The sequence below is a fragment of the Paenibacillus sp. FSL W8-0186 genome, assembly GCF_037969765.1.
GTDB classification, from domain to species: Bacteria; Bacillota; Bacilli; order Paenibacillales; family Paenibacillaceae; genus Fontibacillus; species Fontibacillus woosongensis.
In genome coordinates this window covers 5,409,776-5,435,483 of the sequence record NZ_CP150207.1, presented here as the reverse complement: position 1 = coordinate 5,435,483, position 25,708 = coordinate 5,409,776, and the positions used below count along the sequence as shown (strand labels likewise).

Annotated in this window: 23 protein-coding genes; 17 read left to right on the top strand and 6 right to left on the bottom strand. The window is 50.1% G+C overall.

What is annotated here, in order from left to right; genetic code table 11:
• The first annotated feature begins 50 nt into the window (after nucleotides 1-50).
• The 4 genes from MKX50_RS24270 to MKX50_RS24255 all read left to right on the top strand — a co-directional run bounded on the left by MKX50_RS24270 (nucleotide 51) and on the right by MKX50_RS24255 (nucleotide 3,004).
• Nucleotides 51-506, top strand: coding sequence for a VOC family protein (locus MKX50_RS24270; RefSeq protein ID WP_213591477.1), 456 nt, complete (start codon nucleotides 51-53; stop codon nucleotides 504-506).
• Between the two features lie 33 nt (nucleotides 507-539).
• A complete protein-coding gene (locus tag MKX50_RS24265; protein ID WP_339157992.1) occupies nucleotides 540-1,241 on the top strand; it encodes an SDR family NAD(P)-dependent oxidoreductase in 702 nt (233 codons plus the stop codon).
• Nucleotides 1,242-1,267: 26 nt separating this feature from the next.
• Nucleotides 1,268-1,918: a ThuA domain-containing protein gene (locus MKX50_RS24260; protein ID WP_339157991.1), complete on the top strand. Its 651-nt coding sequence runs from the start codon at nucleotides 1,268-1,270 to the stop codon at nucleotides 1,916-1,918.
• A gap of 111 nt (nucleotides 1,919-2,029) precedes the next feature.
• On the top strand, nucleotides 2,030-3,004 hold the full coding sequence (locus MKX50_RS24255; RefSeq protein WP_339157990.1) for an aldo/keto reductase: 975 nt from the start codon (nucleotides 2,030-2,032) through the stop codon (nucleotides 3,002-3,004).
• Nucleotides 3,005-3,100: 96 nt separating this feature from the next.
• Here the strand turns inward: MKX50_RS24255 and MKX50_RS24250 are convergent, their stop codons facing one another.
• Nucleotides 3,101-4,366: a polysaccharide deacetylase family protein gene (locus tag MKX50_RS24250; protein WP_339157989.1), complete on the bottom strand. Its 1,266-nt coding sequence runs from the start codon at nucleotides 4,364-4,366 to the stop codon at nucleotides 3,101-3,103.
• Nucleotides 4,367-4,409: 43 nt separating this feature from the next.
• On the bottom strand, nucleotides 4,410-5,117 hold the full coding sequence (locus tag MKX50_RS24245) for a hypothetical protein (RefSeq protein WP_339157988.1): 708 nt from the start codon (nucleotides 5,115-5,117) through the stop codon (nucleotides 4,410-4,412).
• Between the two features lie 344 nt (nucleotides 5,118-5,461).
• Between MKX50_RS24245 and MKX50_RS24240 the strand changes: the two genes are divergently transcribed.
• A complete protein-coding gene (locus MKX50_RS24240; protein ID WP_213591465.1) occupies nucleotides 5,462-7,372 on the top strand; it encodes a beta-N-acetylhexosaminidase in 1,911 nt (636 codons plus the stop codon).
• A gap of 112 nt (nucleotides 7,373-7,484) precedes the next feature.
• Here the strand turns inward: MKX50_RS24240 and MKX50_RS24235 are convergent, their stop codons facing one another.
• Nucleotides 7,485-11,483: a glycosyl hydrolase family 18 protein gene (locus tag MKX50_RS24235; RefSeq protein ID WP_339157987.1), complete on the bottom strand. Its 3,999-nt coding sequence runs from the start codon at nucleotides 11,481-11,483 to the stop codon at nucleotides 7,485-7,487.
• Nucleotides 11,484-11,828: 345 nt separating this feature from the next.
• Here MKX50_RS24235 and MKX50_RS24230 point away from each other — a divergent pair, with 345 nt between their 5' ends.
• The 6 genes from MKX50_RS24230 to csaA all read left to right on the top strand — a co-directional run bounded on the left by MKX50_RS24230 (nucleotide 11,829) and on the right by csaA (nucleotide 18,409).
• Nucleotides 11,829-12,176, top strand: a complete 348-nt coding sequence (locus MKX50_RS24230) for a zinc ribbon domain-containing protein YjdM (protein ID WP_213591461.1) — start codon at nucleotides 11,829-11,831, stop codon at nucleotides 12,174-12,176.
• A gap of 182 nt (nucleotides 12,177-12,358) precedes the next feature.
• Entirely contained in the window at nucleotides 12,359-14,470 is a 2,112-nt protein-coding gene (locus MKX50_RS24225) for a methyl-accepting chemotaxis protein (protein WP_339157986.1), read from the top strand.
• Between the two features lie 150 nt (nucleotides 14,471-14,620).
• Complete coding sequence (locus tag MKX50_RS24220; RefSeq protein WP_339157985.1) at nucleotides 14,621-15,541, top strand: pentapeptide repeat-containing protein; 921 nt, start codon at nucleotides 14,621-14,623, stop codon at nucleotides 15,539-15,541.
• Between the two features lie 180 nt (nucleotides 15,542-15,721).
• Complete coding sequence (locus MKX50_RS24215; RefSeq protein WP_213591457.1) at nucleotides 15,722-16,783, top strand: LLM class flavin-dependent oxidoreductase; 1,062 nt, start codon at nucleotides 15,722-15,724, stop codon at nucleotides 16,781-16,783.
• A gap of 348 nt (nucleotides 16,784-17,131) precedes the next feature.
• Entirely contained in the window at nucleotides 17,132-17,899 is a 768-nt protein-coding gene (locus tag MKX50_RS24210; RefSeq protein ID WP_213591455.1) for a TerC family protein, read from the top strand.
• Nucleotides 17,900-18,079: 180 nt separating this feature from the next.
• Nucleotides 18,080-18,409, top strand: coding sequence for a chaperone CsaA (gene csaA, locus MKX50_RS24205; protein WP_339157984.1), 330 nt, complete (start codon nucleotides 18,080-18,082; stop codon nucleotides 18,407-18,409).
• 103 nt (nucleotides 18,410-18,512) lie between these two features.
• Here csaA and MKX50_RS24200 read toward each other — a convergent pair whose 3' ends face one another.
• Entirely contained in the window at nucleotides 18,513-18,941 is a 429-nt protein-coding gene (locus MKX50_RS24200; protein ID WP_339157983.1) for a MarR family transcriptional regulator, read from the bottom strand.
• A gap of 133 nt (nucleotides 18,942-19,074) precedes the next feature.
• Here MKX50_RS24200 and MKX50_RS24195 point away from each other — a divergent pair, with 133 nt between their 5' ends.
• Both MKX50_RS24195 and MKX50_RS24190 read left to right on the top strand, forming a co-directional pair.
• The gene (locus MKX50_RS24195) at nucleotides 19,075-19,662 is read left to right on the top strand and encodes an NAD(P)H-dependent oxidoreductase (protein WP_339157982.1); all 588 of its coding nucleotides are present in this window, start codon (nucleotides 19,075-19,077) and stop codon (nucleotides 19,660-19,662) included.
• 18 nt (nucleotides 19,663-19,680) lie between these two features.
• Nucleotides 19,681-19,878: a DUF2281 domain-containing protein gene (locus MKX50_RS24190; protein WP_339157981.1), complete on the top strand. Its 198-nt coding sequence runs from the start codon at nucleotides 19,681-19,683 to the stop codon at nucleotides 19,876-19,878.
• A gap of 88 nt (nucleotides 19,879-19,966) precedes the next feature.
• Here MKX50_RS24190 and MKX50_RS24185 read toward each other — a convergent pair whose 3' ends face one another.
• Together MKX50_RS24185 and MKX50_RS24180 are read right to left on the bottom strand one after the other, a co-directional pair.
• Nucleotides 19,967-20,215 (bottom strand): hypothetical protein, encoded by a 249-nt coding sequence (locus MKX50_RS24185; protein ID WP_339157980.1) that lies wholly within the window; start codon nucleotides 20,213-20,215, stop codon nucleotides 19,967-19,969.
• Nucleotides 20,216-20,223: 8 nt separating this feature from the next.
• The gene (locus MKX50_RS24180; protein WP_213591445.1) at nucleotides 20,224-20,568 is read right to left on the bottom strand and encodes a helix-turn-helix transcriptional regulator; all 345 of its coding nucleotides are present in this window, start codon (nucleotides 20,566-20,568) and stop codon (nucleotides 20,224-20,226) included.
• A gap of 224 nt (nucleotides 20,569-20,792) precedes the next feature.
• Here MKX50_RS24180 and MKX50_RS24175 point away from each other — a divergent pair, with 224 nt between their 5' ends.
• The 4 genes from MKX50_RS24175 to MKX50_RS24160 all read left to right on the top strand — a co-directional run bounded on the left by MKX50_RS24175 (nucleotide 20,793) and on the right by MKX50_RS24160 (nucleotide 25,212).
• Nucleotides 20,793-22,181 (top strand): transcriptional regulator, encoded by a 1,389-nt coding sequence (locus MKX50_RS24175; protein ID WP_339157979.1) that lies wholly within the window; start codon nucleotides 20,793-20,795, stop codon nucleotides 22,179-22,181.
• Nucleotides 22,168-22,308 (top strand): hypothetical protein, encoded by a 141-nt coding sequence (locus tag MKX50_RS24170; protein WP_339157978.1) that lies wholly within the window; start codon nucleotides 22,168-22,170, stop codon nucleotides 22,306-22,308. The genes MKX50_RS24175 and MKX50_RS24170 overlap by 14 nt, the downstream gene beginning before the upstream one ends.
• A gap of 243 nt (nucleotides 22,309-22,551) precedes the next feature.
• The gene (locus tag MKX50_RS24165) at nucleotides 22,552-23,493 is read left to right on the top strand and encodes a helix-hairpin-helix domain-containing protein (protein ID WP_339157977.1); all 942 of its coding nucleotides are present in this window, start codon (nucleotides 22,552-22,554) and stop codon (nucleotides 23,491-23,493) included.
• A gap of 24 nt (nucleotides 23,494-23,517) precedes the next feature.
• Complete coding sequence (locus MKX50_RS24160; RefSeq protein WP_339157976.1) at nucleotides 23,518-25,212, top strand: AAA family ATPase; 1,695 nt, start codon at nucleotides 23,518-23,520, stop codon at nucleotides 25,210-25,212.
• Nucleotides 25,213-25,708: the final 496 nt, after the last annotated feature.

Here is a 25,708-nt window from a genome sequence, read left to right as displayed (position 1 = left end):
GCAACACATACTAACCCCAATATAGACCCATCGAAAAGGAGCATGATCCCATGGATAAAGGATTTTTAGGAACAAATGTCATTACGCAGATCGGCATTATTGTACGCGACATCGACAAAGTATCCCAGAGTTATGCGGATTTTTTCGGAATAGAGAAGCCGAAGTGGTTCTGGACGGACACTGTAGATGTCGCTCGAACCGAATTTAAGGGAGCGTCTTCGGAGGCCCGCGCCAAGCTCGCTTTCCTCGATTGCGGGCAGCTGCAGGTGGAGCTGATTGAACCGGACGAGCATCCTTCAACGTGGCGGGAGTTCCTGGACGAGCAGGGCGAAGGGGTGCACCATATCGCTTTTGTCATCAAAGGGATGAAGGAGAAGATCGCAGTCTTGGAGGCGAATCAGATGCCGCTGATTCAGAGAGGCGAGTACACGGGGGGCCGTTATGCGTATATGGATACGTTCAAGGAGTTGAAGGTGATGGTGGAACTGCTTGAGAACGATAACTAACAGACAGATTGCTGAAGAAGGTGGCGAGTGGGGATGAATATTCTAATTACGGGCGCGAGCAAAGGGCTGGGTTTCTCTACGGTCAGCGAAGCGCTTAAAGGCGGGCATCATGTCATTGCGGGTGTTCGCAATTTGCAGCAGAGCCATGAGCAGTTCGAGGCCACGCGGCAGGAGCATCCTGGACAGCTGGAGCTGATTCAGCTGGACGTGAATGTAGAAAGCGAAATTATTGCAGCGAAGAACGCCGTTGAACGACGATGGGGCACGGTGGATGTGCTGATTAACAATGCGGGAATTCTTATTGCCCGCGATAAGAAGCTGGAGCAGCTCGATATGGCAGAGGTGGAGCGCTCAATGATGACCAATCTTTACGGGCCGATGAAAATGGTCAAGCACTTCCTGCCGCTGCTTCGCCGAAGTGCGAGGCCTTGCATTATCAATATCAGCTCGGAGGCGGGTTGCTTTACGGCGGCGTATGGACGGGATTATCCGTATGCACTGTCCAAGAGCGCGCTGTCGTTCTTCTCGGCGCAGCTGCGCAAGGAGCTCGCACCTCAAGGCTTCGCCGTGTATAACGTCCACCCGGGGTGGATTCGAACGCCGATGGGGGGAGAGCAAGCGCCAGGAGACCCTGGGGATACGGCCATTGGCCTGCTGAATCTGGCCGAGAGGAAGGTTGTGCCTGCGCAAGAGAGCTGGATGATTACTCATAAAGGAGAGCCTATGCCGTATTAAGCAGGGCGGAACGGAGATGATGATGGATGAAGCGTATACTCGTAGTCGTTGGCGATTATTATCATGATGGAGAACTGGCCAGGCAATCTTGGGAGCGGGTTATCGAGCCTTTTACGAGCAAGGCTCAAGCTCAGGTCACATATGCGGTTGTCGGGCAGTTAGAGCAAGAATTGGTCAAATCGCCCGATTTAGTTGTTTTGTTTGCCGGGAATTACATCGATCCGGAAGCGGAGCAGGTGAGGTACTGGATGACAGAACAGGCGGCCGGGCAGATCGAGAAATATGTGGCCGGCGGGGGAGCATGGCTGGCATGGCATTCGGGACTGGCATCTTATCCGGAAGACGGGGAATATGTGAGAATGCTTCGCGGCCGCTTCCTTATGCATCCAGAGCCCAGTGTTGTGACTTATACGCCGGTGGCCGGAACGGAGCTGGGCGACTTAGGAGAGGCTTTCAGCTTCCTGGACGAGCATTATTTTGTCGAATGTAAGGAGGAAGAGACGAATATATTTATGCGCTCGTCCTCCAAGGACGGAGAAGCCGTGGCCGGCTGGTATCACAGCTACGGGTCTGGCCGTGTCGGCTGCATCACGCCGGCTCATTTATCCGATGGCCTGCTGATGCCGTGGTTTATTAAGGTGATGAGAAGCCTGGTTGCCTGGTGCGCCAAGCTCTGATTGGAGAGGGAATACCGCCCGTAAAGGGTGGTGTTCCCCTTTGCTTTATGTACTGCTGAAGTGCGATACTTTAGAGAATGAGCATCGTTTTATTCAGTGAGGAGGGTTCCTATGAAATATGCAACAATACCGCATACCGAGCTGCATGCTTCCCGGATATGCTTCGGAACGGCAACGATCGGCGGTGCGATTGGCGAGGCCGATTCTTTTGCTCTGATGGACGCTTATTGCGGCCTCGGGGGTAATTTCATTGACACGGCGAGCGTGTACTCCGATTGGGAAAGCGAAGTAAAGAGCGTGAGCGAGAAGACGATTGGAAAATGGCTGCAGAGCAGGAGAAACCGGGACAAGATTATCCTTGCCACCAAGGGAGGGCATCCGCCTTTTGACAATCTCCTGGCAAGCAGGCTCTCGCCAGAAGATATTTCGTTGGATTTGGAGAAGAGCTTGACCCATTTGGGAACCGATGTGATCGATTTATATTGGCTGCATCGCGATGATCCCTCCCGCCCGGTTGAGGAAATTATCGATTCCCTGCATGCGCACGTTCAGGCGGGGCGCATTCGTTACTATGCTTGCTCCAATTGGACGACCGAGCGCATCGAGGCGGCTAGGCAGTATGCTGTCTCTACGGGAAAACAGCCCTTTGTAGCCAATCAGATGCAGTGGAGCTTGGCTGAGGTGAACCCGGGGAGCCTGGCGGATCCAACCACTGTCCAGATGGACGGGCAGATGCTGGATTATCATATCAAGACAGGGCTTGCGGCTATCCCGTATACGTCTCAGGCACAGGGATTTTTCAGCGGAAAATTCCGTCCTGAAGATCGTTCCAAGCCCAGTGTCGCTGATATGTTCTACAATGAGGCCAACTTTGCGCGGCTGAACAGGGTTCAGGAGCTTGCGGGGCAGCTTGGCCGCTCTGGGACCGAAATAGCGCTTGCGTATTTGACGTCGCAGCCGTTTGCCACGTTTCCGATTGTCGGCTGCCGCACCAGGCAGCAGCTGGAGGAAAGCGCAAGCGCAGGCGATCTTCAGCTCGATGCGGGTACGGTTCGTTATTTGCACGGCGGGGAGTACACACAATAGGCGGGCAATTGGAAGGTAAGGAAAATATTGCGGAGCAGAACACGTCTGCCGGGAACTCTCTCTAAAAAGGACCACCCGAAGGGGTGGTCTTTAGGGTTATTGCAAATTTACAAGCTCCAGGTTCTGTTCCTTCAGGAACTGAATGATTCGCGGCAAAGCGTCAACCGTGGCCTGGGACTCATGGAGAAGAATAATCGATCCGTCAACTTTGGCCTTTGCTACGGAATTGTAAATTTTCTCGGCATCCCGGCTCTCCCAATCCTTGGTATCGACGTTCCATAGCACCATCTTGTTATCGATTCCACGGACGATGTCGGTGATCGAATCATTGTGGGCTCCGTAAGGAGGCCGGAACAGCACGACAGGCTCGTTGGTGATTTTCTGAATCAGCTCATTGGGATGCGTAATTTCATACTTTTGTTTATCGCTAGACAGCTTGGGCAATTCCAAATGATTCATGCTGTGGCTGCCAACTGTGTACCCGCTTGATTTTGCGTATTGCACCGATTCAGGGTATTTCTTAACGTTTTTCCCGATAAAAAAGAAGCTGCCCCCAACTTCATGCTCCGTCAGGATATCCGTAATCGCCTTAGTATACTTCGAGGGGCCGTCGTCAAAGGTCAGCGCCACCTTGCCTTTAGGAAGGTTGAAGGTAACGGTCTCCTCCAGAGCTACGGCCGGTAAAGCTGATTGAACGGACTCCTGCAGAGGTTGTCTCGGTTCGCTGTTGGAGCTGGCTTTAAATTGTGCGCTAACGGTAACAGCTCTATGGCCAGCCACGTATCCGGCGAAATTTCTGTTGACTTCGCTCTCGCCGAAACTTGCGTTCGCCACTTCACCGCTGGCTGCCTTATAGATAAAAGTTGGCATAGAAGATCCCAGCAGAACCGTGAAAACCAGGCTCAATAACGCCACTGCCGACCAGGTTAGCCTGCGCTGGAGCTTAGGCTGACGGGTCTCCTTCGCTGCTTGGGACTCCTGTGGAGGCGGCGCCTCGGATCCAACTGACCGGGTTTGGATTTCGCTGACGGGCTCATTGTTCTTGATCGCGTTTAATCCGCTTACATAGGCTTCCGAGCAGGAGAAATAGACTCTCTCGCTTTGATCGCGGTAGGTTTTGGTCAGGAAGCTTTCGTATTGGTTTTTGACGGAATTCCAAGAGCTATGGAAGGATAATCTATATTTGTAGACCCCTTCCGGTTCCAGGACGGCCAGCAGGCTTTCTGCTGTTTCCTCGTCGATATGCCACAGCAGCTCTAATTCTTGATCAGAGGTCAACTTGACTCGCAAATAGGATTGATCTAGCTCTTTATGGACGGAATGAAGCTCTAGCAGCTTCACCTGATAGACTTGCACGGACATAGATATCTCCTTTCTCTAGCAGTGACTAGAGAGCAGGTAGTCATTATTCGGAAGTGGAAGTGGATTTTGATGAGAAGGAGAACGACATCCGCTCTGTAAAATCGTTGATCGTCTGCATTAACTCGGCTTTTTCCGCCAAAATTTTTGCGTATTGTGCCTCGAACTTCGTGTTCTCAGCTTCCAACTCTCGGATTCTCTCTTCCAGTTCTCTCATCGTTAGCATATTTTGATACTGGATATTCGCCGACTCTTCTTTGAGCAGGTTATACTTGTTGATTTCTTTCTCCAGCTGGCTGGACACCTTCTCGAAGTCGTGGTTTGCCGTACTTTGATACTCTTTATAGTCTTCGAGAAGCTGGTCATAAGCCATTTGCTTGTTGGTCAGGCTAGTTTCCAGCGTGCGGATTTCCTTGCTTTTATCTTGAATAATCTGTTCCTTCTTGACCAGATCATACTTTAAACGGCTGATCGCTTCATTTGCCGTCTGTAGCTGCTGCTCATAATCTTCGTTTTTGTACAAAATCAATTGCCGCTCATTCAGCATGTTCTCAAGAGAAACGACTAAATCCAGAGATACTTTATCAAGATTCTCTTTAGAAAGCATGTATTTCTTGCTAGAGCTTTCCGATGGACTGGGTACTTCCTTGTGGCTAACCGTATCTTCGACTAGCTCTAGAGGTTCTTCTACCCCTTCTGTGGCAGTTGGAACAGGTTCATTTGAATTAGAAAGAACGCCTTTCAACCAACCCATTGACTTATTTTTAGTATCCCTAGCCATAGCTTCGTCTCCTAAAATAAAATAGTTTAGACAGTTCTGACCTAAAAAATGTGAAAAACATTACTAAAGTAGTAGTTATGTATGAAATACGACGTATCAAAAATAAATCTATCTAATGACATTGTATAATTATGTGGAATAATGTCAATATAATGCCAATGGCCTACTACGTTTATCTTATTTTATTTAGTAGTTGATCCATGAAAATGATCAGAGGAATTTCCCCCTTTAGGCTATATTTTTTCTAGTATAGTAGGTAGTAAAGCGCTTTATATTCTGGATAGCGTGGAAAAAGCCTGTATATTAGGAGGGGAAAAATGAAGCTGCGCTTTGAAGGAGAAGTGACGTCTCTGCGGCCTGGAATTCAGGCCTTGTCCCAGGAAATTGCCTTTACGGAAGATGAGGCCGGTCTTCCCGTTCAGGTAGAATACTCTGCCGGCGATCTTGAAATCGGATTGAACGAAGGCGGGGCATACATCCGCTTCGCCAGGAAGCACCAATTCTTTCGGGGATTGGGGCTGCTTGTGCAGTATGGCCGAAACGGCAGGCCTTTTACAATTCGGGAAACGGAGCAGTTTGACACGATCGGCCCGATGTTCGACTTGTCCCGCAATGGCGTCCTAACGTTGGACAGCTTCAGGTTTTTGCTGCGAAAAATGGCGTTGATGGGTCTAAACACGGTGATGCTGTATCTCGAGGATACCTATGAAATTAGCGGCGAGCCTTACTTCGGTTATATGCGGGGACGTTATACGCAGGATGAGCTCCGGGAAATCGATGATTATGCGGATCAATTTGGAATTGAGGCATTCCCAAGCATCCAGACCCTTGCGCACCTGGAGGAATTCCTAAAATGGGAACCGGTGTCCTTCTATAAAGACACGAAGGGAGCGCTCCTGGTTGGAGACGAGAGAACTGAGGAGCTGGTCGACCGGATGATCGAAGCGGTCAGCGCCCCGTTCCGCAGCCGGAAGATCCATATTGGCATGGATGAAGCGGAAGAACTGGGCCGGGGCAAATATCTGGATCGGAACGGATATGTAGATAGATTTGAAATCATGACCGGCCATTTGGAGAAGGTGCTCGAGATGGTGCGCCGCCGGGGACTGAAGCCGATGATGTGGAGCGACATGTTCTTGAAATTCGCCTCGAAGGACGGGGCGGAGCATTATGATACCGAGACACAGATCCCTGAGGAAATGGCGCGAAGAATTCCAAAGGATGTGGATATGGTGTACTGGGATTACGCGCACATCGACAAAGAGGATTATGTAAAGCTGATTGCGAAGCATCGGCCGCTGGGCTGCAATCTGGCATTTGCCGGGGGAATTTGGGTGTTCAACACCTTTGGCGTGAACTATGGGCTGTCCCTGAACGCTACGGATTCGGCGCTTCAGGTATGTAAGCAGGAGGGCATTCGTGAAGTCTACGCCACGATGTGGGGCGACGACGGCATGGAGGGGAATCCGTATGCGGCACTGCTCGGCTTGCAGTTTTACGCGGAGCATGCCTACACGGAAGGAGAATTGGCCTGGAGCCAGGTGGCGGAACGGGTGAAGTTCTGTACAGGCATCGAGGCTGAGGCATTCCTGAAATTCAAGGATCTGGATGAGACGCCCGGCTCGGAGCCCAATAACAGCAAGCAGAGCAACCCATCCAAATTTCTGCTGTATCAGGATGTGCTGCTGGGGCTGTTTGATAAGCAGATTGAGGGGCTGGCCATGGCGGATCATTATGCGCAGCTTGAGGAGGAAATTCGCCGGGTGCGCGTAAAGGATGCCGAACTGGATTATTTGTTCGACGTGCCGGAGAAGCTGTGCGCGGTGTTGAAGCAAAAAAGCGAAATTGGCCTTGAACTGAAGCGGGCCTATGACTCCGGCGATCAAGCCGAGCTGCGGCGTATTGCGGAGGCGGTGCTGCCGTCCATTGCGGCCGCGGTCAAGGAGCTGAGAGCCGCGCATCGCTCTCAATGGCTGCGGATGTTCAAGCCGTTCGGCTGGGAGGTTATCGATATCCGTTATGGCGGAGTCTTGAGTCGGCTGGACACGGCTGCAGTAAGGCTGCTTGACTACGTAGACGGCCGAATTCCGGCCATTGAAGAGCTGGAGCAGGATCGGCTGGTATACAGCTCGGTCAACCGCTTCAATCAGAAGGGGGCGGGCTGGTGCAGTTATTATTACCGCATGGCCTCGCCAAACGTCTTTTTCCATGTCATCAATCCATTTTAAATTTATAGGCCCAACGGTCGGCTGTTGTGCCGTGAAGAAGTAAAGCAGCAAGCCTCCCTTATAGAGGGGGCTTGCTGCTTTTTGGGTTGTGCAGATCATTGGCGTAGAGCCATTAATTCGATAATTGCAGTGCCCGCAGCATTCTCATGACGGCAGCTATGTTCTGCTCACGGGTCACATACGCCCCAGGAGCCAGTTCGTCAGCTGACATTCCATGAATAATGTTGTGCTCTACCATGGACGCCATAGCCTCCCGGGCATAGGAAGCAATGGCCTGCTGATCTTTAAATCTGTCCAATGCTCCCGCTCCTGCAGCATTCTCTTTGCCTGCATAGCTCATCGCATTGGCGAGCATGATCGCCAGCTCCTGTCGGGTAACCAGGCCATTTGGATCGAAGGCAGTGCCTGTTCTGCCCTTGATCAGCCCTGCGGCATAAGCAGCGGCAATATCATTTGCATACTTTGATTGCGGATCTACATCGGCAAACACCGATTCGCTCGTTTCAGGAATAATCCCCAGGCCTCTTACAATCATCGATATGATTTCAGCGCGGGTCGTTTCCTGCTTGCCTCCAAAATGCTGGGCATTCTCGCTTGCTGCGATTAACTTGGCTATAGCCTCAGCCACATCCTTTGTGGCCCAAGGCGAGACATCAAGAAGGTTAGGGAGGCTGGATTGGGCCAATGCATAAATACCGTTGCCCGTTTTCTTGATTTCCACAGTGATGGTACCATCGGAATTGACTTTAACGACGGTAGGCACAGAACGGATTTCATTGCTGTCTGGAATATAGACGATACCGATGAGGCTTTTGACGTCGATGCCGCCTGCATCCAGTGTAATAAATTCGCTCACCATGGACTTGCCGAAATGCTTGAGCCCTATTGTCGTGTTATCCGCGTTCCGTTTTTCGATTCGGAGTACGGTAGGCTCAGTCAGCATCTTCTTGCCCGGCAGCAGCTCCTTCAGGGCGGCTGTTTCAGCTGGAGCCGGAGACACGATAGAAATGCTCGCGTTTCCTTCTCCGGCAATCAGAGCTGCAGGAATCCGGTGCTCCCTTCCGTCCAGAAGCAGCGACAGGCTGCTCTGCGGTCCTTTGGCGGCCAGGGCGGCAATTACTTCTGCGGGAATTTCGAGCTCCGCTTGCTTCGCCTGATCTCCAGCAGCGATTTGGAAGTTCAAGGAGTTGGAGTTGTGAATTGCTTCAACTGCTGTATCGGCCGGCAAGGTTACCAAGGCCTTACTTCCATCAAGAACGACTTTGGCGTCGAGCTGTCCTTCCGGTTTGGGCTTCTGTGGGGCTGGTGGAGTCGAACCCGAACCAGAACTGCTTGTTCCAGAAGAACCGCTTCCACCTGAGCCGCCTGATCCAGCACCGATTGAAGTTTGCGCAGTCAGCACGTTAGAAGCTGCAGATACCTTCTCAATCTGCTCATCCGACTTTGCAATTGCCAGCACGTGGATTTGGTAAGCGGTATTTGGACTAAGAGAATTGATGGTGTATTGGCTGGCTGTTGTTGTTCCGACCATCGCATTATTCACATAGACTTCATACTCGGTTGCTTCTGTGACCGCTCCCCATTGGATTTGAAGCGAGTTCGCCGATTTGGAAGCCAATGCTAGCTGGCCAGGGGCTGCTAAGGCGGAAGAATTCACTCTGCCGTCGATCGGCAGGTCATGTACCAGCTGTGTAGTCAGTGTCCGGTTGCGATCCCCGCTGACATCCCAGCTCATCACGCCTGCGATATCCAGAGATTTGACGATCGAAGCCGTATACATCATGGTCACTTGGTCGTTATAGGTTACAAAGCCTTTGGTATCCTCGCTGTAGAGGTAAGGGACCTTGGCAGCTTCGTTCCAATAACGGACATAGCCGTTCTTGTTCAAGAAGTTCTCTTCAATGTCTGTGAAGTCCAGTATGCCTGCTTCCCATGTTCCCGGCAGAATACTTCCACAGGTCTGATATTGGCCGTTAGCAGGGCAATCCGCCCATGCTTTGCCGTAATAAGGCACACCCGCCATTAGTTTATGCTGTGGCACCCCGCCGATCAAATGGCCCAGCAGGCCGCCAAGCACATGATTTCTCGGGGCTGTACTCGTTGCCAACGGGTGCTCCTTGTCATAGAGCAGGGGCGAATTATGGTGCGCAAGCGTCTCCCAGCTTCCGCTGAAATCGTAAGTCATAATGTTAATGAAATCGAGATACTGAACAGAGTTGGCGAGATCGGCGTTTCTGACGAAATTGTCGCCCTGACCGGAGGCGATCGTCAGTAAATAGTATTTGTTGTCCTCAGAGCCGGCTGCATCCAGCGCTTCCCGGACAGTCTTCATGAGCAGCGTGAAGTTGACCGGATCCTCCGGGCTTCTGGAATTGTCGTCTTCGCCGCCCTCTACAGGATACTCCCAGTCTATGTCTAATCCATCCAGTTTGTATTCCCGGAGGAACTTGACGGCGGAGTCTGCAAAGGAACGACGGGTTTCCTCCGTTCTTGCCATATTGGAGAAATGGTTGGACCAGGACCAGCCCCCGACGGAAATCAGCAGCTTCAAATGAGGGTTCTGGTCTCTGACCTCCGCCAAGGATTTGAAATTCACGAAATCGAACTCCGGATCTCCTATGATCATTTCGCCATTATAGACGTAACGATTTTGGGCCGGTATATTAGGGTCCTCGCAGGCTCTTGCAGCGCTTCCGAACTTCTTCCAGCATAGATCGGCAAAGGCATAATTAATATGCGTGATTTGCGACACATCTATATCCTTCGGATGGAAATTGCGCCCGGTCGGACTAGCAGACCAGGAGGAGTAATAAGTGATATTATTATAATTGCTGCCTGGTACTACGGTGATTTCCTCACTCTCAGCAGAAGACCACAAGCGGTTGGCGGCAACGATCTTATACCGATAGGTGCTGCCTTCCTCAAGCCCCTTGGCTAAGTAACGGTTCTCGCTGCTGGAGCCGACCTTCATTCCATTTTGATAGATGTCATAGCTTGTGGCTCCGGGTACAGGCGCCCATCCTAAGGCTGCTAAGGATCTTGTTGACGTGGCGATTTGCAGGCCTTTTGGCTGCGCAAGCTCGCCCCAATTCATGTGAACCAGGTTGCTGTTCTCGGAAGGAGGCTCGTCGTCATTTACCGCGCTCACCGCGAAAGTATAGGTTTCACCCGTTTTAAGAGGGCCGTAGGTTATTGTCGTGTTGTTATGGCCTGAGGTTGTGCCCTCCAAAGTACCGTTTACATAGATATGGTAGCCGGCCGCTCGCGGGCTCGAACCCCAGCTTAGCGTTACCTTATCTGCGGAGACATCGGTCACCTTCAGATGGCTTGGAGGCGCTAAAGGTGCCTCCTCATATACGGTGTTATCGGCCGTAGTCGTAAATTCGAGAATATTGCTCTTGAATGCTTTAGAAGGCCTGTGGTCATACCAGGTGATATAGATCCGATAAGTCGTTTCCGGTTCCAGCCCTGAGACCGCATGCGTAGTCAGATTTCCCCAAGTGATATACCCGTCGGTATCGGCATTCCAGACGTCAATATCATTTGGGTCATTCGGGAGATAATCCCATTCAAAGGTTGCCTGGTTATGGGTTACCTCAACCAGCCGCAGATTCGCCGGCCCGGCAGTCTTCTCGGGTTTTCCGGGACCGTCGAGAGTCGTAAATTCCACGACATTGCTTTTATGCCGCAGTGCTGCGCCGGGGGCCGGTCTTTCGTACCAGGTTGCATAGAGCCTGTAAGTCGTATTTGGCTTTAAGCTGTCAATCGTGCGGCTGTCGCCGCTTCCCCAGGTGAAATACTCGTCGGTATCGGCGTGCCAGACATCGATATCGGCTTTGTGATTCGGATCATTGGGATCATAATCCCATTCTATGGCAGCTTCTGTAGAAGTAATTGAAGAGGGAATTACCCTTAAATTTTGCGGTGCTAACGGGTCTTGAGGTGCGTATGTGGAACTGGTCACTGTCGCAGGGGCATTTGCGGAGGAGTCTGTAGACTGAGGAGCTGAGCCATCTGCAGCATGGGCAGTTATTGAGCTAAGCAGCGGTGTAAAAGCTAGTGCAAAAATCAGAAACCATACCATCCATTTTGCGCGTTTCCTGGGTATCATAGAGTTCACCATTTTCACCCCTATCAGGTTATCGACTTTCTTGAAAGCGTTTACTAGAATTGCTGCGGTGTTTCGTATCAGCCTCCCTTCAGTTGCCAATTTGACGGAATCCCTTTTAAATTCTCAGTCCTTTCCTTATAGATGTTCATAAAGTGTTAACACCTTAATCATGGAATCTGACCCGTAAATTGGGAAGGGGGAAATATTCATAAAAGAGGGATAAAATCTTATAATTCAAGCGATGTTTGCCAATATAGGCGGATTATGACACTATATAAGGCATATGAGCGCTCATGTATGCTTGCTATGCGGGCGCGCAAATACTGAACATAATGAATGGAGGACATGGAAGTTATGCCGCTGCCGAATTGCCCAAAATGTAGTTCTGAATATACATATGAAGATAGAGACTTGCTAGTATGCCCGGAGTGCGGCCATGAATGGCCGGCAAATGGCGAAAGCGCGGAGGGTGAAGGGGCTCGAGTCGTCAAGGATGCCAATGGCAATATTCTAAACGACGGCGATTCCATTACCGTTATCAAAGATTTGAAGGTGAAGGGAAGCTCTTCGGTCATCAAAATCGGGACGAAGGTGAAGAACATCCGTCTCATCGACGGGGATCACGATATCGATTGCAAAATCGACGGTTTTGGAGCGATGAAGCTGAAATCGGAATTCGTGAAGAAAATATAATGGCTAATCGGCAGCTCCTGCACACTTATCGTGTGAGGGGCTGTCTTTTGTTATCAAAGAAGAGCAGGTAAATCAAATCAGGGCGATTTCGTGAACACCCTTTTAAATTTTAAATTAGAGAAAATAAACTGCCGATAATAGAGTTAGCAGCGTAGATAGTTACTTAAGAGGGGGCATTCCCAGTGAAGAAGTTGTTGAAGCCGTTTGTAGTCCTTGTTTCAAAAATGAAGTACAGCATGAAATTCGCCGTAGTCAGTTTGTTGTTCCTGATTCCCATAGCCATTTTGCTGTATACGTTTATTTCAGCGAATATGGCCGAATTAAGGGAGAACGTGGATGAGCATTACGGCATTGAACGGGTTGCCGAGGTCATGCCGCTGATGCTGCAGGTGCAGCAGCATCGAGGGTTAATGAACGGTTATCTGAATGGAAATAAGTCCGCTCAATCAACCCTCGAGGCGAGCCAGGCTGAAATTGCGGATACAATATCCCAGTTGAACCAGCAACTGGAGGCTTCTAAGACGCCGGTCAGCTTGGAAAAATGGGAGGAAGTCCAGGAAACGTGGGAAGCACTGCGATCATCCAGCGGGGCGATGAGGCCCGATGAGAACTTCAAGCAGCATAGCCTGCTTATAGAGAATATCAGGCAGCTGATGATGAGTATTTCCGATGAGACCGGGCTTTCTTTATCCAGTGATATCAGTAATTACTATTTGATGAACATGCTAGTCAAGGAGCTTCCTCAGCTTATTGAAAATTCAGCGGTCATCCGTGGTCTGGGGAACGGCGCACTTTCCTCGGGTCAACTGGCCGATGATACAAGAATCGAGCTGTTGCTGGCCGAGGCCCAGACGTATACGGCGCTGGAAAGCCTGGAGAAATCGTTAGCTAACGTAATCCGCGAGACGGATTCTCTAGATGAGGGACTGGCCCTCAAGGCGGAGGCAGCTGTAAAGTCCACTAAAAGCTACCTGAGTCTTTTAGATCTTGAGATTTTGGATGTGGAATCTTTTACGGTGAGGCCGGAGGAGTTTTTTGATTTCGGCAGTGCAACCATCCAGGTGGCAAATGAGCTGTACGGTTTATCGTACAATGAGCTGAACCGTCTGCTGGATCATCAGAGAAGCACGCTCCAGACCTACATCTCCTACATGATGATCATGACGATTGCTGTCCTGATCGTAGTGATTTTGTTTTATACCGCATTTTATAGCAATGTGATTGATACGGTAAGAACGTTAAAAATAAGAGCTGAAGAAATGGCCTCCGGCGATTTCTCCAAGGATATTCGGGTGAACACGAAGGACGAGCTGAGTGATGTGAGCCAGGCGATGATTTTGATGCAGCAGGATATGAACCGCATCTTTGGACAGAATCAGCAGATTTCGGACCGGACGGCCGCTTCGTCGGAGGAATTGATGGCGATTTCCCAGGAATCGACTCAGGCCATGCAGCAAATTGCCGCATCGGTGCAGGATGTATCCGAGGGTACAGATCTGCAGCAGCGGACAATCGGTGAGGTTTCTACGGCGATGAACGAGATGTCGCTTGGGGTCTCCCGTATTGCTGAGGCGGCCTCCGAGGTGTCCGATGTGGCTATCCAGGCTAGCGAAAGCGCCGCGCAAGGCGATGAGCAGCTTGCCGAGACGGTCCAGCAAATGAAGAGCATCAAGCAGACCCAGGAGCAATCCGCTCAGGTCATTGCCAAGTTGGATGATCATTCAGCGGAAATCGGCAAAATCATTCAAGCCGTTATGGCTATCGCCCAGCAGACCAAGCTGCTGTCCTTGAATGCGAATATTGAGGCATCCCGGGCGGGGGAGGCTGGAAGGGGCTTTAGTGTCGTTGCGAAGGAGATCGGCAAACTGGCGGAAGAAACGGCGCAATCCGGCCAGGTGATATCGGGTCTGCTGAATGATATCCGGGGCCTGGTGGAAGAGGCGGTTGCAGCTATGCTGAAGATGCAGCAGGAGACGGATCAAGGCATGGATACGATTGATAAATCCAAGCGGATGATCGACCGCATTCTGGAGAATATTCAGGTCGTGAGCGAGCAAATTCAGGAGGTGTCTGCCTCTTCCGAGGAGCTGTCTGCTGAAATGGAAGAGGTGACGGCATCCATTGCTGAGGTAGCCCTGATATCGGAGAAAACATCCGGCGAAGCGGGAACCATGGCTGCAGCTGCTCAGCAGCAGCTGGCCTCGATGGAAGAAATTCAGGCTTCATCGGAGGAGCTGCGCGACATGTCGCAGCAGCTTCAAGAGGACTTGAGCAAATTTAAGCTGAAAGCTTGATACGGTAAATATTAGAGAGGACAAGAGACCTCCTTCATCTGGAGGGATCTTGTCTTTCTTTGTGTTGAGAAGCTGTGTTATAAGGAATTTTGGTGCAATAAGCTCCTCAATTGTAATAGAATAATAACGTTTACAGGAAGGAGAATGAGCATGTCTGATAGCAATCGTGGACAAAGAAATTTTACAACTTATGGGCATCCTAACAATACAGCGGCTTCATCTCCCACTGGCTTAGGACGGGAATCGAAGTTGCGGGCCGACTGCGAGAGCTGCTTCGGGCTATGCTGTGTCGCGCTTCCGTATGCGGCTTCGGTTGATTTTGCGGTCGATAAAAATGCCGGGCAGCCTTGCCCGAATCTACAGTCGGATTTCCGCTGCGGAATTCACCAGAATCTCAGACAGCACGGCTTTCGCGGCTGTACAGTATACGACTGCTTCGGTGCGGGCCAACAGGTCTCGCAAGGAACCTTCGGGGGGCACGACTGGCGGCAGGATCCAGGTACGGCGCAGACAATGTTCGAGGTATTTCCGGTAATGTGGCAGCTTCATGAGCTTTTATGGTATTTGGCCGAAGTGCTGACCATTCCATCTGCACGCTCCATTCATGAGGACGTTCGGATAGCGTTAGAAGAGACGGAGCAATTGACATTTCTTGACGCTGACATTCTCTTGAAACTGGATGTCGCTGCACACCGGGCTGAAATGAATAAGCTGCTCCTTCGAGCCAGCGAGCTTGTAAGATCGGCAGTATTGCAATCACTGAAGGGCTCGGCTGCTCGTCCAAAATCCTTTAACCGGGGCGCGGATTTGATCGGGGCTAAGCTTAGAGGCGCTGACCTTCGAGCAGCTAATTTAAGAGGGGCATACCTGATTGCCGCCGACCTGCGGGGCGCAGATTTAAGAGGGGCAGATCTCATCGGCGCGGATTTGCGGGATGCAGATCTTCGGGGGGCTGATCTTACGGATAGTATCTTTCTCACTCAGGCCCAAATCAACTCCGCCAAGGGGGATGGCGGCACCAAGCTGCCGCCGGCTCTGGAGTACCCGGCTCACTGGCTGTTGCCTGCCTAGCAATGGATAACCCTGCCTGAAATCCAGCTATACCAGTTTTTGATCAGGATAGCCATTCCGCTAAAAATGGGATACAATGAGAGAAATAACAACTTACTGTTTGAATGGTTCTTACAATTAGAAAGTTAATTAGAAAGCCGTAAATGAAGTGAAATGGATGGATACAGGAGGGGTTTGACAATGGAAATTGGCATAAGCACTTTTGTAGAGACGTCGCCAGATGTGCATACCGGTGAGGTGATGAGCCATGCCCAGCGGCTGCGCGAGGTCGTGGAGGAGATTGTACTGGCCGATAAGGTAGGCCTCGACGTCTACGGGGTTGGCGAGCATCACCGCAAGGATTATGCTGCATCTTCCCCGGCCGTCGTACTGGCTGCGGCGGCAGCCCAGACGAAGCGGATTCGGCTGACGAGCGCGGTAACGGTGCTGTCCTCGGACGATCCGGTGCGGGTGTTCCAGGACTTCGCCACGCTTGACGGAATTTCGAACGGGCGCGCGGAGATCATGGCGGGCCGGGGGTCCTTCATCGAGTCCTTCCCGCTGTTCGGTTATGATCTGCAGGACTATGATGAGTTATTTGACGAGAAGCTGGAGCTGCTGCTCAAATTATGTGAATCCGAGAAGGTGACGTGGAGCGGCAAGCATCGACCGGCGATTCATAATCTGGGCGTCTATCCGCGTCCGGTTCAGAGTCCGCTGCCGGTATGGATTGGCAGCGGGGGGAACCAGGAATCGGTCATCCGTGCCGGGCTGCTCGGGCTGCCGCTTGTGCTCGCGATTATCGGCGGGCGCCCGATCCAATTCGCTCCGCTCGTGCAGCTGTATAAGCGGGCAGCAGCTAAAGCCGGGCATGATGTATCCAAGCTGCCAATTGCGTCGCACTCGCATGGCTTCGTCGGGGAGGATACGGAGGCAGCCGCAGACAAATTCTTCCCTTCCACGCAGGCGGTCATGAACGTGATCGGCCGCGAACGGGGCTGGGGCCATTATGATCGTTCAAGCTTCGACGCCGCGAGGAGCCCGGATGGGGCGCTGTACGTTGGCGACCCGGAGACGGTGGCCCGGAAGATTATCAACCTGCGCAAGCATGTCGGGATCACCCGGTTCTTCCTGCACGTCCCGCTAGGTACGATGCCGCATGAGGATGTTATGCGCGCCATCGAGCTGCTAGGTACCGAGGTTGCCCCGCGGGTGCGTGAAGAAGTTGCCCGCTGGGAAGCGGAGAACGAGGGGAACATTTAATAAGCTTGGCACGAACATGTCCATTGACAAAACCCTAGTGAAGCCGTTATATTTAAACAAATTGATATTCTTCCAAAAGGGGAGTAGCTAATACAGCAAAGTCGTCATTTCGAAGACTCCGTCTTCCGGCTTTGTTGGCAACGAATTCGTTGTTAGCAAGACCTTTGCCAATGTTTTTTCGGCAAGGGTCTTTTTTGATGGAAACCTTTGCCGGCGCGGCAAAGGTTTTAGTTGTTTTATGGGCTCTTAAGGGGGGATCAGGCGTCCGAATTCATCGGGCATGGATGATTTACAAGGTAAACAGCCAACAATAGTAAAAGTAAAACGAGTCAGGAGAGGGGATAGAAAATGGATTTCTCAATGTTGTTGGAATACGGTTGGGTTTTAGTATTATTGGTTGCTCTGGAGGGTCTTCTGGCTGCGGATAATGCGCTGGTGCTGGCGATTATGGTAAAGCATCTGCCTGAATCGGATAGAAAAAGAGCTTTGTTCTACGGGCTCGCGGGCGCTTTCGTTTTCCGTCTTGCTTCGTTGTTTATCATCTCTTACCTGGTTGATGTCTGGCAGATTCAAGCCATCGGCGCGTTGTATCTGTTATTTATCGCAATCAATCACATTGTCAGAAAGGTATTCATTAAGAAGCAAGGGCCCAAGGTGGAAAAAGAGAAGAAGCAATCCGGTTTCTGGGCGACGGTTATCAAGGTCGAATTAGCGGATATTGCTTTTGCGGTAGATTCAATTTTGGCAGCCGTCGCGATGGCGATGACGCTTCCGGATACGCCGCTTCCGGCGATTGGCGGCATGGACGGCGGGAAGTTTATCGTCGTGTTCGCGGGGGGACTGATCGGTCTGATCATTATGCGGTTTGCCGCCAACCTGTTCGTGAAATTGCTGCACTCCAGACCAGGCTTGGAAATTGCCGCCTTTGCCATCGTCGGTTGGGTGGGCGTCAAGCTCGCCGTGTTAACGCTGGGACATGAGGATGTAGGCATCATCTCGTCCGAGTTTGCGCACTCGACGCTTTGGAAGCTGATCTTTTATTTTGTTCTTATCGTCATCGGTGCGTCGGGCTGGTTCCTCTCCAAAGAGAAGAAGCCGTCCGTGGCCGGGTCATAACACATAAGGGGCTGAGCCGTGGCTCGAATGTTTTGGGCGCAGCCCCTGTTTGGTAAATTTAGGGACTGACCTTAAAGTAACTTTAAGGTCAGTCAAGGATTATGGAAACACAGTGTCGAAGTAAGAAACTACAAGGCATTCATGTGCCCCATCTGTACAAAATTGGAGTGAGGACTTAAAGTGGCAACGATAGAGGATTTTTTGAAGTTGGATATTCGTATAGGGACTGTAATCAAAGCAGAACCTTTCCCGGAAGCGCGGAAACCTGCGATAAAGCTAGAGATTGACTTCGGCGAGCTTGGCATTAAGCGTTCTTCTGCTCAAATTACGAGAAGATATGAACCGGAACAGCTGATAGGCCAGCAGGTGGCAGCCGTAGTCAATTTTCCAGTAAGGCGGATTGCCGGTTTTGAATCGGAAGTGCTGGTCATCGGAGGCGTTCCCGAGGAAGGCGACGTCGTACTGTTAAAGCCGGATCAGCCTGTTAAAAATGGTACACCCATTGCTTAGGAGCATGCAGTCAGGGGATTAAAGACAGCGCTGTAACCAGTCATTGATATGGCCTGAATGAGAAGAGCCTAGCGGCATTCCCGCTGGGCTCAGTCGTTTTTGCTCAGTAAAATACCTTTCGATGCAGCAGATCGAGCGCTCTCTCGATCTCTTGCAATTCCTCCTCGGAAACATGAGCGATTCGTTCCGCAAAGCGGGACTCTACATGCCGGAAGGCCTCAGTCATCATCTTCTCCCCTTGTGGGGACAGTCGAATATACTGCTTGCGCCGGTCAACTTTATCCGTTACCCTATCGCACAGCTGCTTCTCACTTAATTTTCGGAGCTCCCGGCTCGTATTTGGCATGGAAATATGCATGCATTCGCTGATTTCACTCAGCGTTACCGGCTGGTTAATGGTAATGTATTCGAGCATTTTATATTGAAGAGGCGTAATGTCTTCAGATTTAGCATCTCTTGTCATATTACTCGTTATATCATGCATGGCTGCTGTAAAGGCCACAAATTTTTGGAACAGTGCTTTCTTGTCCATAAGATCACCTCTACAAGAACGATAACAAAGTGATTATCATAAAACAATTATCATATAATAATTATCATTTGACAATAAAATACGGGATGTGCTACCCTTTGCTTATCAAATGATAAGTAAAGGGGGGTTGGCGATGAATTTATTAGTTATCTATACACATCCGAATCATCAGAGCTTGAATTATGCGTTTTTGCAGGAGGTCATCCGGGGCAGTGAGGAGAATGCGGCGATTGGGGAGGTCAAGGTGCTCGATTTATACAAGGAAGGCTTCAACCCTGTCCTGGTATTCCATGAAAATAAGCGCAGAAGGGATATGCACACTGATCCTGATTTAGCCCCATACAGAGATCAAATTATTTGGGCGGATAAGATCGTGTTTATTTATCCGATTTGGTGGGGGCGGCCTCCAGCCATGCTGCTCGGTTACATCGACCAGATGTTTGCTTCTGGGTTCGCCTATAGAGATAAAGGTGGAATCTTTCCAGAGGGATTGCTGAAAGGGAAATCCGTCGTTTGCATTTCCACGATGAAGGGACCGACCCATTATCCGCTGTTCTGGCTCAATAACGCCCACAAAACATTAATGCGCAAGGCGCTATTTAATTATGTTGGCATCAAGAAGGTGAAGTTCTTTGAGTTCGGCAGCATGGAGAGTCCCCGAGGGAAGCAAAAGGAGAAGCTGGAGAGGGTGTATCGGTATTTTAGGGGGATGGGGAGTTAAGTTTGGAGTGTGGTTGCCATGAGAATTACTAAAGAAACATTGTATAAACTTATTGCCGATATACCGGAGAAGGATTTAGAAGAAGTTGCAGACTTTATAGGATATTTGAAAATGAAACGGGAAAACGGAATGTTAAGGGAGTTAAGCCAGGCTTCTGAGAGCAGTTTGGAGTTCTGGAACAACGATATTGATGACGAGGTATGGAATGATGTTTAGTAGGAGATATCGTAAATGGTACCGATTCGGTTTAGTGATTTAACATCTCAGAAAAGGAGATTTGTCCTTGCATTATCCAACGACAGGCCTATCTTAAAGCTTGTGAAGGCACAGGTTGATCATTGGTTTGCGCTAGAAGCCCTCTAAATGAAGAGGGTTTTTTATTTTTAACCCACTTGAATGGGTCTTCTGAGGATTTGTAAAAACTGAACCTATTTACCTTGCTCATAAAAATTGCAACAGTCGAAAGAAGTAAGTTCAATGCTAATAAAGAAAGGACAAACCTGTTAAGCTCTAGCTGGTCCTTTCTCATATTTAAAACAAATAACTCCGTCATTTAATCGCTCAATCCTCTTCCGACAACATCTCCCGAATCACACGATAAACTTTACGTTGAGTCCGTTCATCCTGCTGAAGCATCAGATTAATACTATCCCAAACCCATTTCTTAGATTGCAAAAAGGCTTCATGTTCATTATCAAATAACTGCTCAATAGATAAATCTAAAGCAGTAATTATTTTTTCAACTGTATCAAGGCGAATGTTTTTTTCGCCGCGTTCAATTTGACCAATATAGGATGCCGTAGAGCCAATCATTTCGGCTAATTCCTCTTGTGTCCAGTTTTTTGCCACGCGATGTAGCCGGATTTTTGCACCGATTCGCTGTGTAATAGATACGGAGAATTCCATAGTATTTTCCACAACCTCTCTATATCAAAAGTGTAGACGAAGGAAAGAGAGGGTTGGAGTCCGTTAATACGACTGTCAGTTACATTAAAAGTCGTATTAATATTGCAATTACCTGAATTTTAAGGTATAATTTTCCATATACCCACAATCTTTTCTTATCTGTTTTTCTACGTTGAGTTTTTATCATAACTAAATTCCCATCTTCTCGAAAGGAGGTTCTATCCATGCAACCAGCCACCACGATCCGACAGCTTTTGGAGAATTATATTCAAGGGAAAGGCCTGACGCTTCATCAATTTGCGAATTTTTCAGGTGTGAATGCGGGGACGCTTAGCAGCCTGATTAATCACCGCAAGCCGATGTCGATGCTTCAGGTCGATCGGATTAGTGCGGGTATGGGGTTGGCGGAGGGCAGCTTATACGAGTTATATGTTGAGGAGTGCCTGATACAGTCGTCGCCGAATTGGCGCAGGCTAGGGGCACTGCTTCGGCGCTGTGCTGAATTGGACAAGCTAGGCTGCATCCAGCGAATCATTCATGCAATCATGGACAATTTAGCCTACGCCCCATATTTGTTTGAGCTGGCGGAGCAGTGGTATCAGGCAGGAAGGAAGGATGCGGCATCGTTGTTATACCAATGTGTCGCCGAGAGTGAGAAATACCAGCATTCCGAACGATTGGCTCTCTGTCAGTATCGTCTATTTACGATTCATCTGGGGGATGACCGGGAGGCCAATATGAATTTGGCGGCTTCTTTTGAGCCTTACGTAGAGCGCTTGGAAGAACGGGATCAATTAGATGCCCTTAAAAGCCTGGCGGATATCTATGCTGCCAATCAGCGTTGGGCTAAAGTTGGGGAACTCGCGGAGGAACTGGGGCGTAAAGCGAGGATTCAGTATGCAATGAGTCCCAGTGCGAATTCGCGAAGCGAGCTTCCATCTGCGTCCATTCAACAAGAGGCGCGAAGGCCCTTGCTTTTCTACATTCTCTATGCCTATTTGCTGCAGGCTAACGTTTGTGAGGCAAGAGAAGATTACGAGCAGGCCCTTGACTTCGTTTCGTTATATACGGAGCCAAGCTGGGTGCAGAGCTGCAGTGAGACAGAGCGCATCATCATGAATCAGTTTAAGGAATGGGGCCGGGCCAATGCCTGCCTATATCGACTGATGGCCGGGCAGCTGGAAATATTGCCGGATTACGTAAAGTATGCGGCTGCTCATGATAGCGAGCGGGTGTCAGCCCTTCTGAAAATAACGGAGGCGGCGAACCGCCATCATTTTCAGGTGGATGATATTCTGGAGCGTTTGGGCCCGCATTTGAAGTTCGAGGGACGCGGGCATGCCTTCGGGAGTTATCATGCGCAGATTGCAGCCGATCAGCATGCGCGATTGTTGGCGGAGCTGGCTGCCTACTATTTGTCTACAGAACGTGCTGAGACAGGAATGAATTATATACTGGCCTGCTTGGACTGCTGTGTTGATTTCTATAACGAATCGGTCGTTATTCGGTGCGTGGGGTTATTTGAGAAGTATCGGGCTTGGGCAACGCCGGAAATGAAGAACAGGTATGCAAAATTAATAAGCGAGGTGCAAGGAAACCATGAGAAAAGGTAAATCCGTGCTGTTGATTGTATGCAGTCTTGTATTAATTTTGGCTGTTTCTGATGGGGTTGGAGGTCTGGCGGGCGTCATGTATAACGAACTTGGAATCAAACCGCTGATTCACGGCCTGGGAGGATAGGCTGTAGGGCAATTGAATTATCGTGATACGCACCCTTGAAAGGTTTATTGGAGAATCTCCTTGATTCTTCCGATAAAGTTCTAGAGGGTGTTTTTTTTATTGTAAATTATGCTAGCGTCCGAATAGAAAGTGCTTCCTTTTTGGATGGAACTCGTATATATCTATTAAAAATGCATTTAGACCGGGTGATCGATGAGCTATAAAGTACTACATAATCGAGGAACTGCAGTAAGGGGGGGTAGTGTGAGTCAGAAATATACGAACCAAGGCCAATCTCCAGGAATCACGGCAAGCTGGTGGATTGCGGCTACCTTTGTGCCTCTGGGGCTTACTAGTTTTGTGGCCTTTTTATATGCCGGGATCAGAGTGAAGAATCACGTCTGGCGCAATTTCGGGTTTATGTATCTTGGGCTGCTTATAGGGGCGTTTATGATGTCAGGCTCTGGGGTTGGCGCGAGCATTGTATTTACGATGTGGATTGTATCTATTATCCATGCCTTCACTATTCGCCAGGATTATTTGGTTCAGCTTGCTGCAATTAAAGAATTGGAACAGCAGAGATCGCAGCAAATGTGGCAGGAGAGTCAGAGCGACTTCAATGCAGCGCCTTATGGCCGCACGCTGCCGCATAATATGCCGCCAGTGCCAAGGACGGCAGAGCTGCCGCCATACAATATGCCGGCACCAGAAGGTATGAGCTCACCACAGGGCACCGTGCCGCCTCCATTTGGAAGCGTGCCTCCGGTGGGTCACATGCCGCCTCCATTAGGCAGCATGCCTCCGCCGCTGGGTAATGTACCACCTCCATCAGGCTGGATGCCTCCGCCCCAGGGCGCCGTACCGCCTCCATTTGGAGGTATGTCCTCGTCAATGGATAACGAACCTCCTTCATCCGGCAGTATGCCGCCGCTGACGAAGAGGCCCTTGCTGGAGGGGGGCAGCATGGATATCAATACGGCATCTGAGGCTCAAATTGCCTCGCTTCCGGGAATCGGAGCGATCCTCGCCAAACGTGTCATGATGAAGCGTGAGGAGCTGGGAGGGTTCAATTCCTTAGAGCATTTCTCGGATGTCATGGGGCTGAAAAAGTATACCCTTGATCGGATCGCGCCCCTTGTTGTTTTCTCGCATAAGAGTAATGCTCCGATAAATTCACCTGCGTCAGGCAGGATCATCGACTATTAATTTGATTTGGAGGCAGGAACGCCAATGACTGTACCCGTATCAGGAACGCCATCGAAAATCAGAACCTTGCTGGCCAATCTGCTAAAGGCAAGGTTCCCTTACCTATATATCCAGACCTGGGAGGAAGACCGCGCCATGTCAGTCATTCGCTCCATTGCGCAGGATATTCCGCTGATCAAGACGCCAAGGGAAGTGCTGGTTTGGAGGATGACGACGGGGATCGTGGATGTGAGCGGCCATTCCCGCGATGACACCAAGCAGCCTTTGAAGGCGCTGGAGTTCATTGAGAAATACGATAGTCCCTGTATTGTCGTGCTGCAGGATTTCCATATTTATTTTGGAGGTCAAGGGAGAGCGGCGGATTACCAGGTTATCCGGAAGCTGCGTGACATATTGATCCGCATTAAGCAGAACCCGAACCCGATCAATGTCATTTTTACATCGCCGTTTCCAGTCCTGCCGGAGGAACTGCAGAAGGATATCACGATCGTTGATTTTGAACTGCCGTCCTTTAACGAAATCAAAACCGTGCTGGATGAAATGATTGCCGTTAACGAGAATAGAGGACGCATTCAAATCGAAGTTACGGCCGAGGAGCGGGAGCGCATCGCCAAAGCGGCGCTTGGCTTGACGTTATCCGAGGCCGAGAATGCATTTGCCCGTGCGATGGTGGAAGACGGCCAGCTGGATATCCGGGATGTCGAGGTTATACTCGAAGAGAAGGAGCAAATTATCAAGAAGACGGGCATTTTGGAGTTTATCCGCAGCGAACTGAGGATGGAGGATGTCGGCGGCTTAGAAAACCTGAAGCGCTGGCTGACGAGACGGAATAAATCCTGGCTGGATTCGGCCAGCAAATATGGCCTGCCTTCTCCTAAAGGGGTGCTGATCACAGGCGTACCGGGCTGCGGAAAAAGCCTGATCAGTAAATCCATCAGCTCCATGTGGCAGCTGCCTCTGCTGCGGCTCGATATTGGAAAAATTTTTAGCGGCCTCGTAGGCAGCAGCGAAGAGAATATGCGCAAAGCGATCAAGACCGCCGAAGCGATTTCGCCTTGCATTTTGTGGATCGACGAGATCGAAAAAGGCTTCAGTGCGACTTCCAGCGGCGGCGACGGCGGGACATCCGCCCGTGTGTTTGCCCAGTTCCTGACCTGGATGCAGGAGAAGACAAGCCAGGTGTTCGTGGTAGCCACGGCCAATAACATTGCCGGATTGCCTCCGGAGCTTATGCGGAAAGGCCGTTTTGATGAAATTTTCTTTGTTGACCTGCCGACCAAGCGGGAGCGGAAAGAAATTCTAAAGGTTCATATGGGCAGACGCCTGACGCACCCTGAGGTCATTGGGGATTTCCAGTTAACGGACGAGGTGCTGGACGATTTGGCGGAAAAATGCGAAGGCTTCGTCGGAGCGGAGATCGAACAATTGGTCATTGATGCTTTGTTTGAAGCTTATGCGGTGGACCGTTCGATTCGATTGGAGGATTTCGAGCGGGCCATCATAAACACGGTGCCGCTGTCGATTACCCAAGCCGAGCAAATCCGGGCGATCCGCGAATGGGCCAATGTGCGCGCAGTGACCGCAACGCCGAAGGAAGACTTGGAGGACTATGTGAAGGAAGAGGCTGTTCTGGACGGCGGCAATTCGGCTCCGGGCAGTCCGGATCAAGGGGACGATGACGTGCGTTATAAACGGGGCGGAAGAACCATCGATTTCTAGGCGCTCCTATATACAAAGAACCGAGCAGAATGTTATATCTGCTCGGCCAGGCTGTCGAGAAAGTCTCGACAGCCTTCTTAATGAAAGAAAGGAAACCCAACGTCATAATGACGTGGGTTTCTCGACAATTTGAGTGTACCCGAGTGGGTGTACTTCTGTTAAATATCTTATCCATTTCGCAGTCACTTATAATATGGTTCACTGTTTTGAAGCTGAATCAATATTGTCCCGATATAATAAAGTCTTGCTGCAATTCACGAATTTCTCCAGTTATAATAAAGATTGAATACTTCTGATTCAAGCGTTATCTCGTTGCTCTCCTGAGAATGTATTCGATAATTCGAATATAACAAGCGGCATTACGGCTAAACGACCAAATATATATAAATTTTCATATACATTTACAGATTTTCTCCTCCTGAGCGGGTTTATATATGAATATTCGACTAGAATGAGCTGACTAATAGACGACTACTGTCTTTACTTCCGATATTGC

What these genes read in the sequence shown, in the direction of transcription:
- MKX50_RS24195 (WP_339157982.1), top strand. Translation starts at nt 19,075, where the DNA reads ATGAATTTATTAGTTATCTATACACATCCGAATCATCAGAGCTTGAAT.
- MKX50_RS24230 (WP_213591461.1), top strand. Translation starts at nt 11,829, where the DNA reads ATGGAAGTTATGCCGCTGCCGAATTGCCCAAAATGTAGTTCTGAATAT.
- MKX50_RS24220 (WP_339157985.1), top strand. Translation starts at nt 14,621, where the DNA reads ATGTCTGATAGCAATCGTGGACAAAGAAATTTTACAACTTATGGGCAT.
- MKX50_RS24210 (WP_213591455.1), top strand. Translation starts at nt 17,132, where the DNA reads ATGGATTTCTCAATGTTGTTGGAATACGGTTGGGTTTTAGTATTATTG.
- MKX50_RS24255 (WP_339157990.1), top strand. Translation starts at nt 2,030, where the DNA reads ATGAAATATGCAACAATACCGCATACCGAGCTGCATGCTTCCCGGATA.
- MKX50_RS24200 (WP_339157983.1), bottom strand. Translation starts at nt 18,941, where the DNA reads ATGGACAAGAAAGCACTGTTCCAAAAATTTGTGGCCTTTACAGCAGCC.
- MKX50_RS24185 (WP_339157980.1), bottom strand. Translation starts at nt 20,215, where the DNA reads ATGACGGAGTTATTTGTTTTAAATATGAGAAAGGACCAGCTAGAGCTT.
- MKX50_RS24180 (WP_213591445.1), bottom strand. Translation starts at nt 20,568, where the DNA reads ATGGAATTCTCCGTATCTATTACACAGCGAATCGGTGCAAAAATCCGG.
- MKX50_RS24160 (WP_339157976.1), top strand. Translation starts at nt 23,518, where the DNA reads ATGACTGTACCCGTATCAGGAACGCCATCGAAAATCAGAACCTTGCTG.
- MKX50_RS24270 (WP_213591477.1), top strand. Translation starts at nt 51, where the DNA reads ATGGATAAAGGATTTTTAGGAACAAATGTCATTACGCAGATCGGCATT.
- MKX50_RS24240 (WP_213591465.1), top strand. Translation starts at nt 5,462, where the DNA reads ATGAAGCTGCGCTTTGAAGGAGAAGTGACGTCTCTGCGGCCTGGAATT.
- MKX50_RS24245 (WP_339157988.1), bottom strand. Translation starts at nt 5,117, where the DNA reads ATGGGTTGGTTGAAAGGCGTTCTTTCTAATTCAAATGAACCTGTTCCA.
- MKX50_RS24250 (WP_339157989.1), bottom strand. Translation starts at nt 4,366, where the DNA reads ATGTCCGTGCAAGTCTATCAGGTGAAGCTGCTAGAGCTTCATTCCGTC.
- MKX50_RS24190 (WP_339157981.1), top strand. Translation starts at nt 19,681, where the DNA reads ATGAGAATTACTAAAGAAACATTGTATAAACTTATTGCCGATATACCG.
- MKX50_RS24175 (WP_339157979.1), top strand. Translation starts at nt 20,793, where the DNA reads ATGCAACCAGCCACCACGATCCGACAGCTTTTGGAGAATTATATTCAA.
- MKX50_RS24260 (WP_339157991.1), top strand. Translation starts at nt 1,268, where the DNA reads ATGAAGCGTATACTCGTAGTCGTTGGCGATTATTATCATGATGGAGAA.
- MKX50_RS24170 (WP_339157978.1), top strand. Translation starts at nt 22,168, where the DNA reads ATGAGAAAAGGTAAATCCGTGCTGTTGATTGTATGCAGTCTTGTATTA.
- MKX50_RS24235 (WP_339157987.1), bottom strand. Translation starts at nt 11,483, where the DNA reads ATGATACCCAGGAAACGCGCAAAATGGATGGTATGGTTTCTGATTTTT.
- MKX50_RS24215 (WP_213591457.1), top strand. Translation starts at nt 15,722, where the DNA reads ATGGAAATTGGCATAAGCACTTTTGTAGAGACGTCGCCAGATGTGCAT.
- MKX50_RS24265 (WP_339157992.1), top strand. Translation starts at nt 540, where the DNA reads ATGAATATTCTAATTACGGGCGCGAGCAAAGGGCTGGGTTTCTCTACG.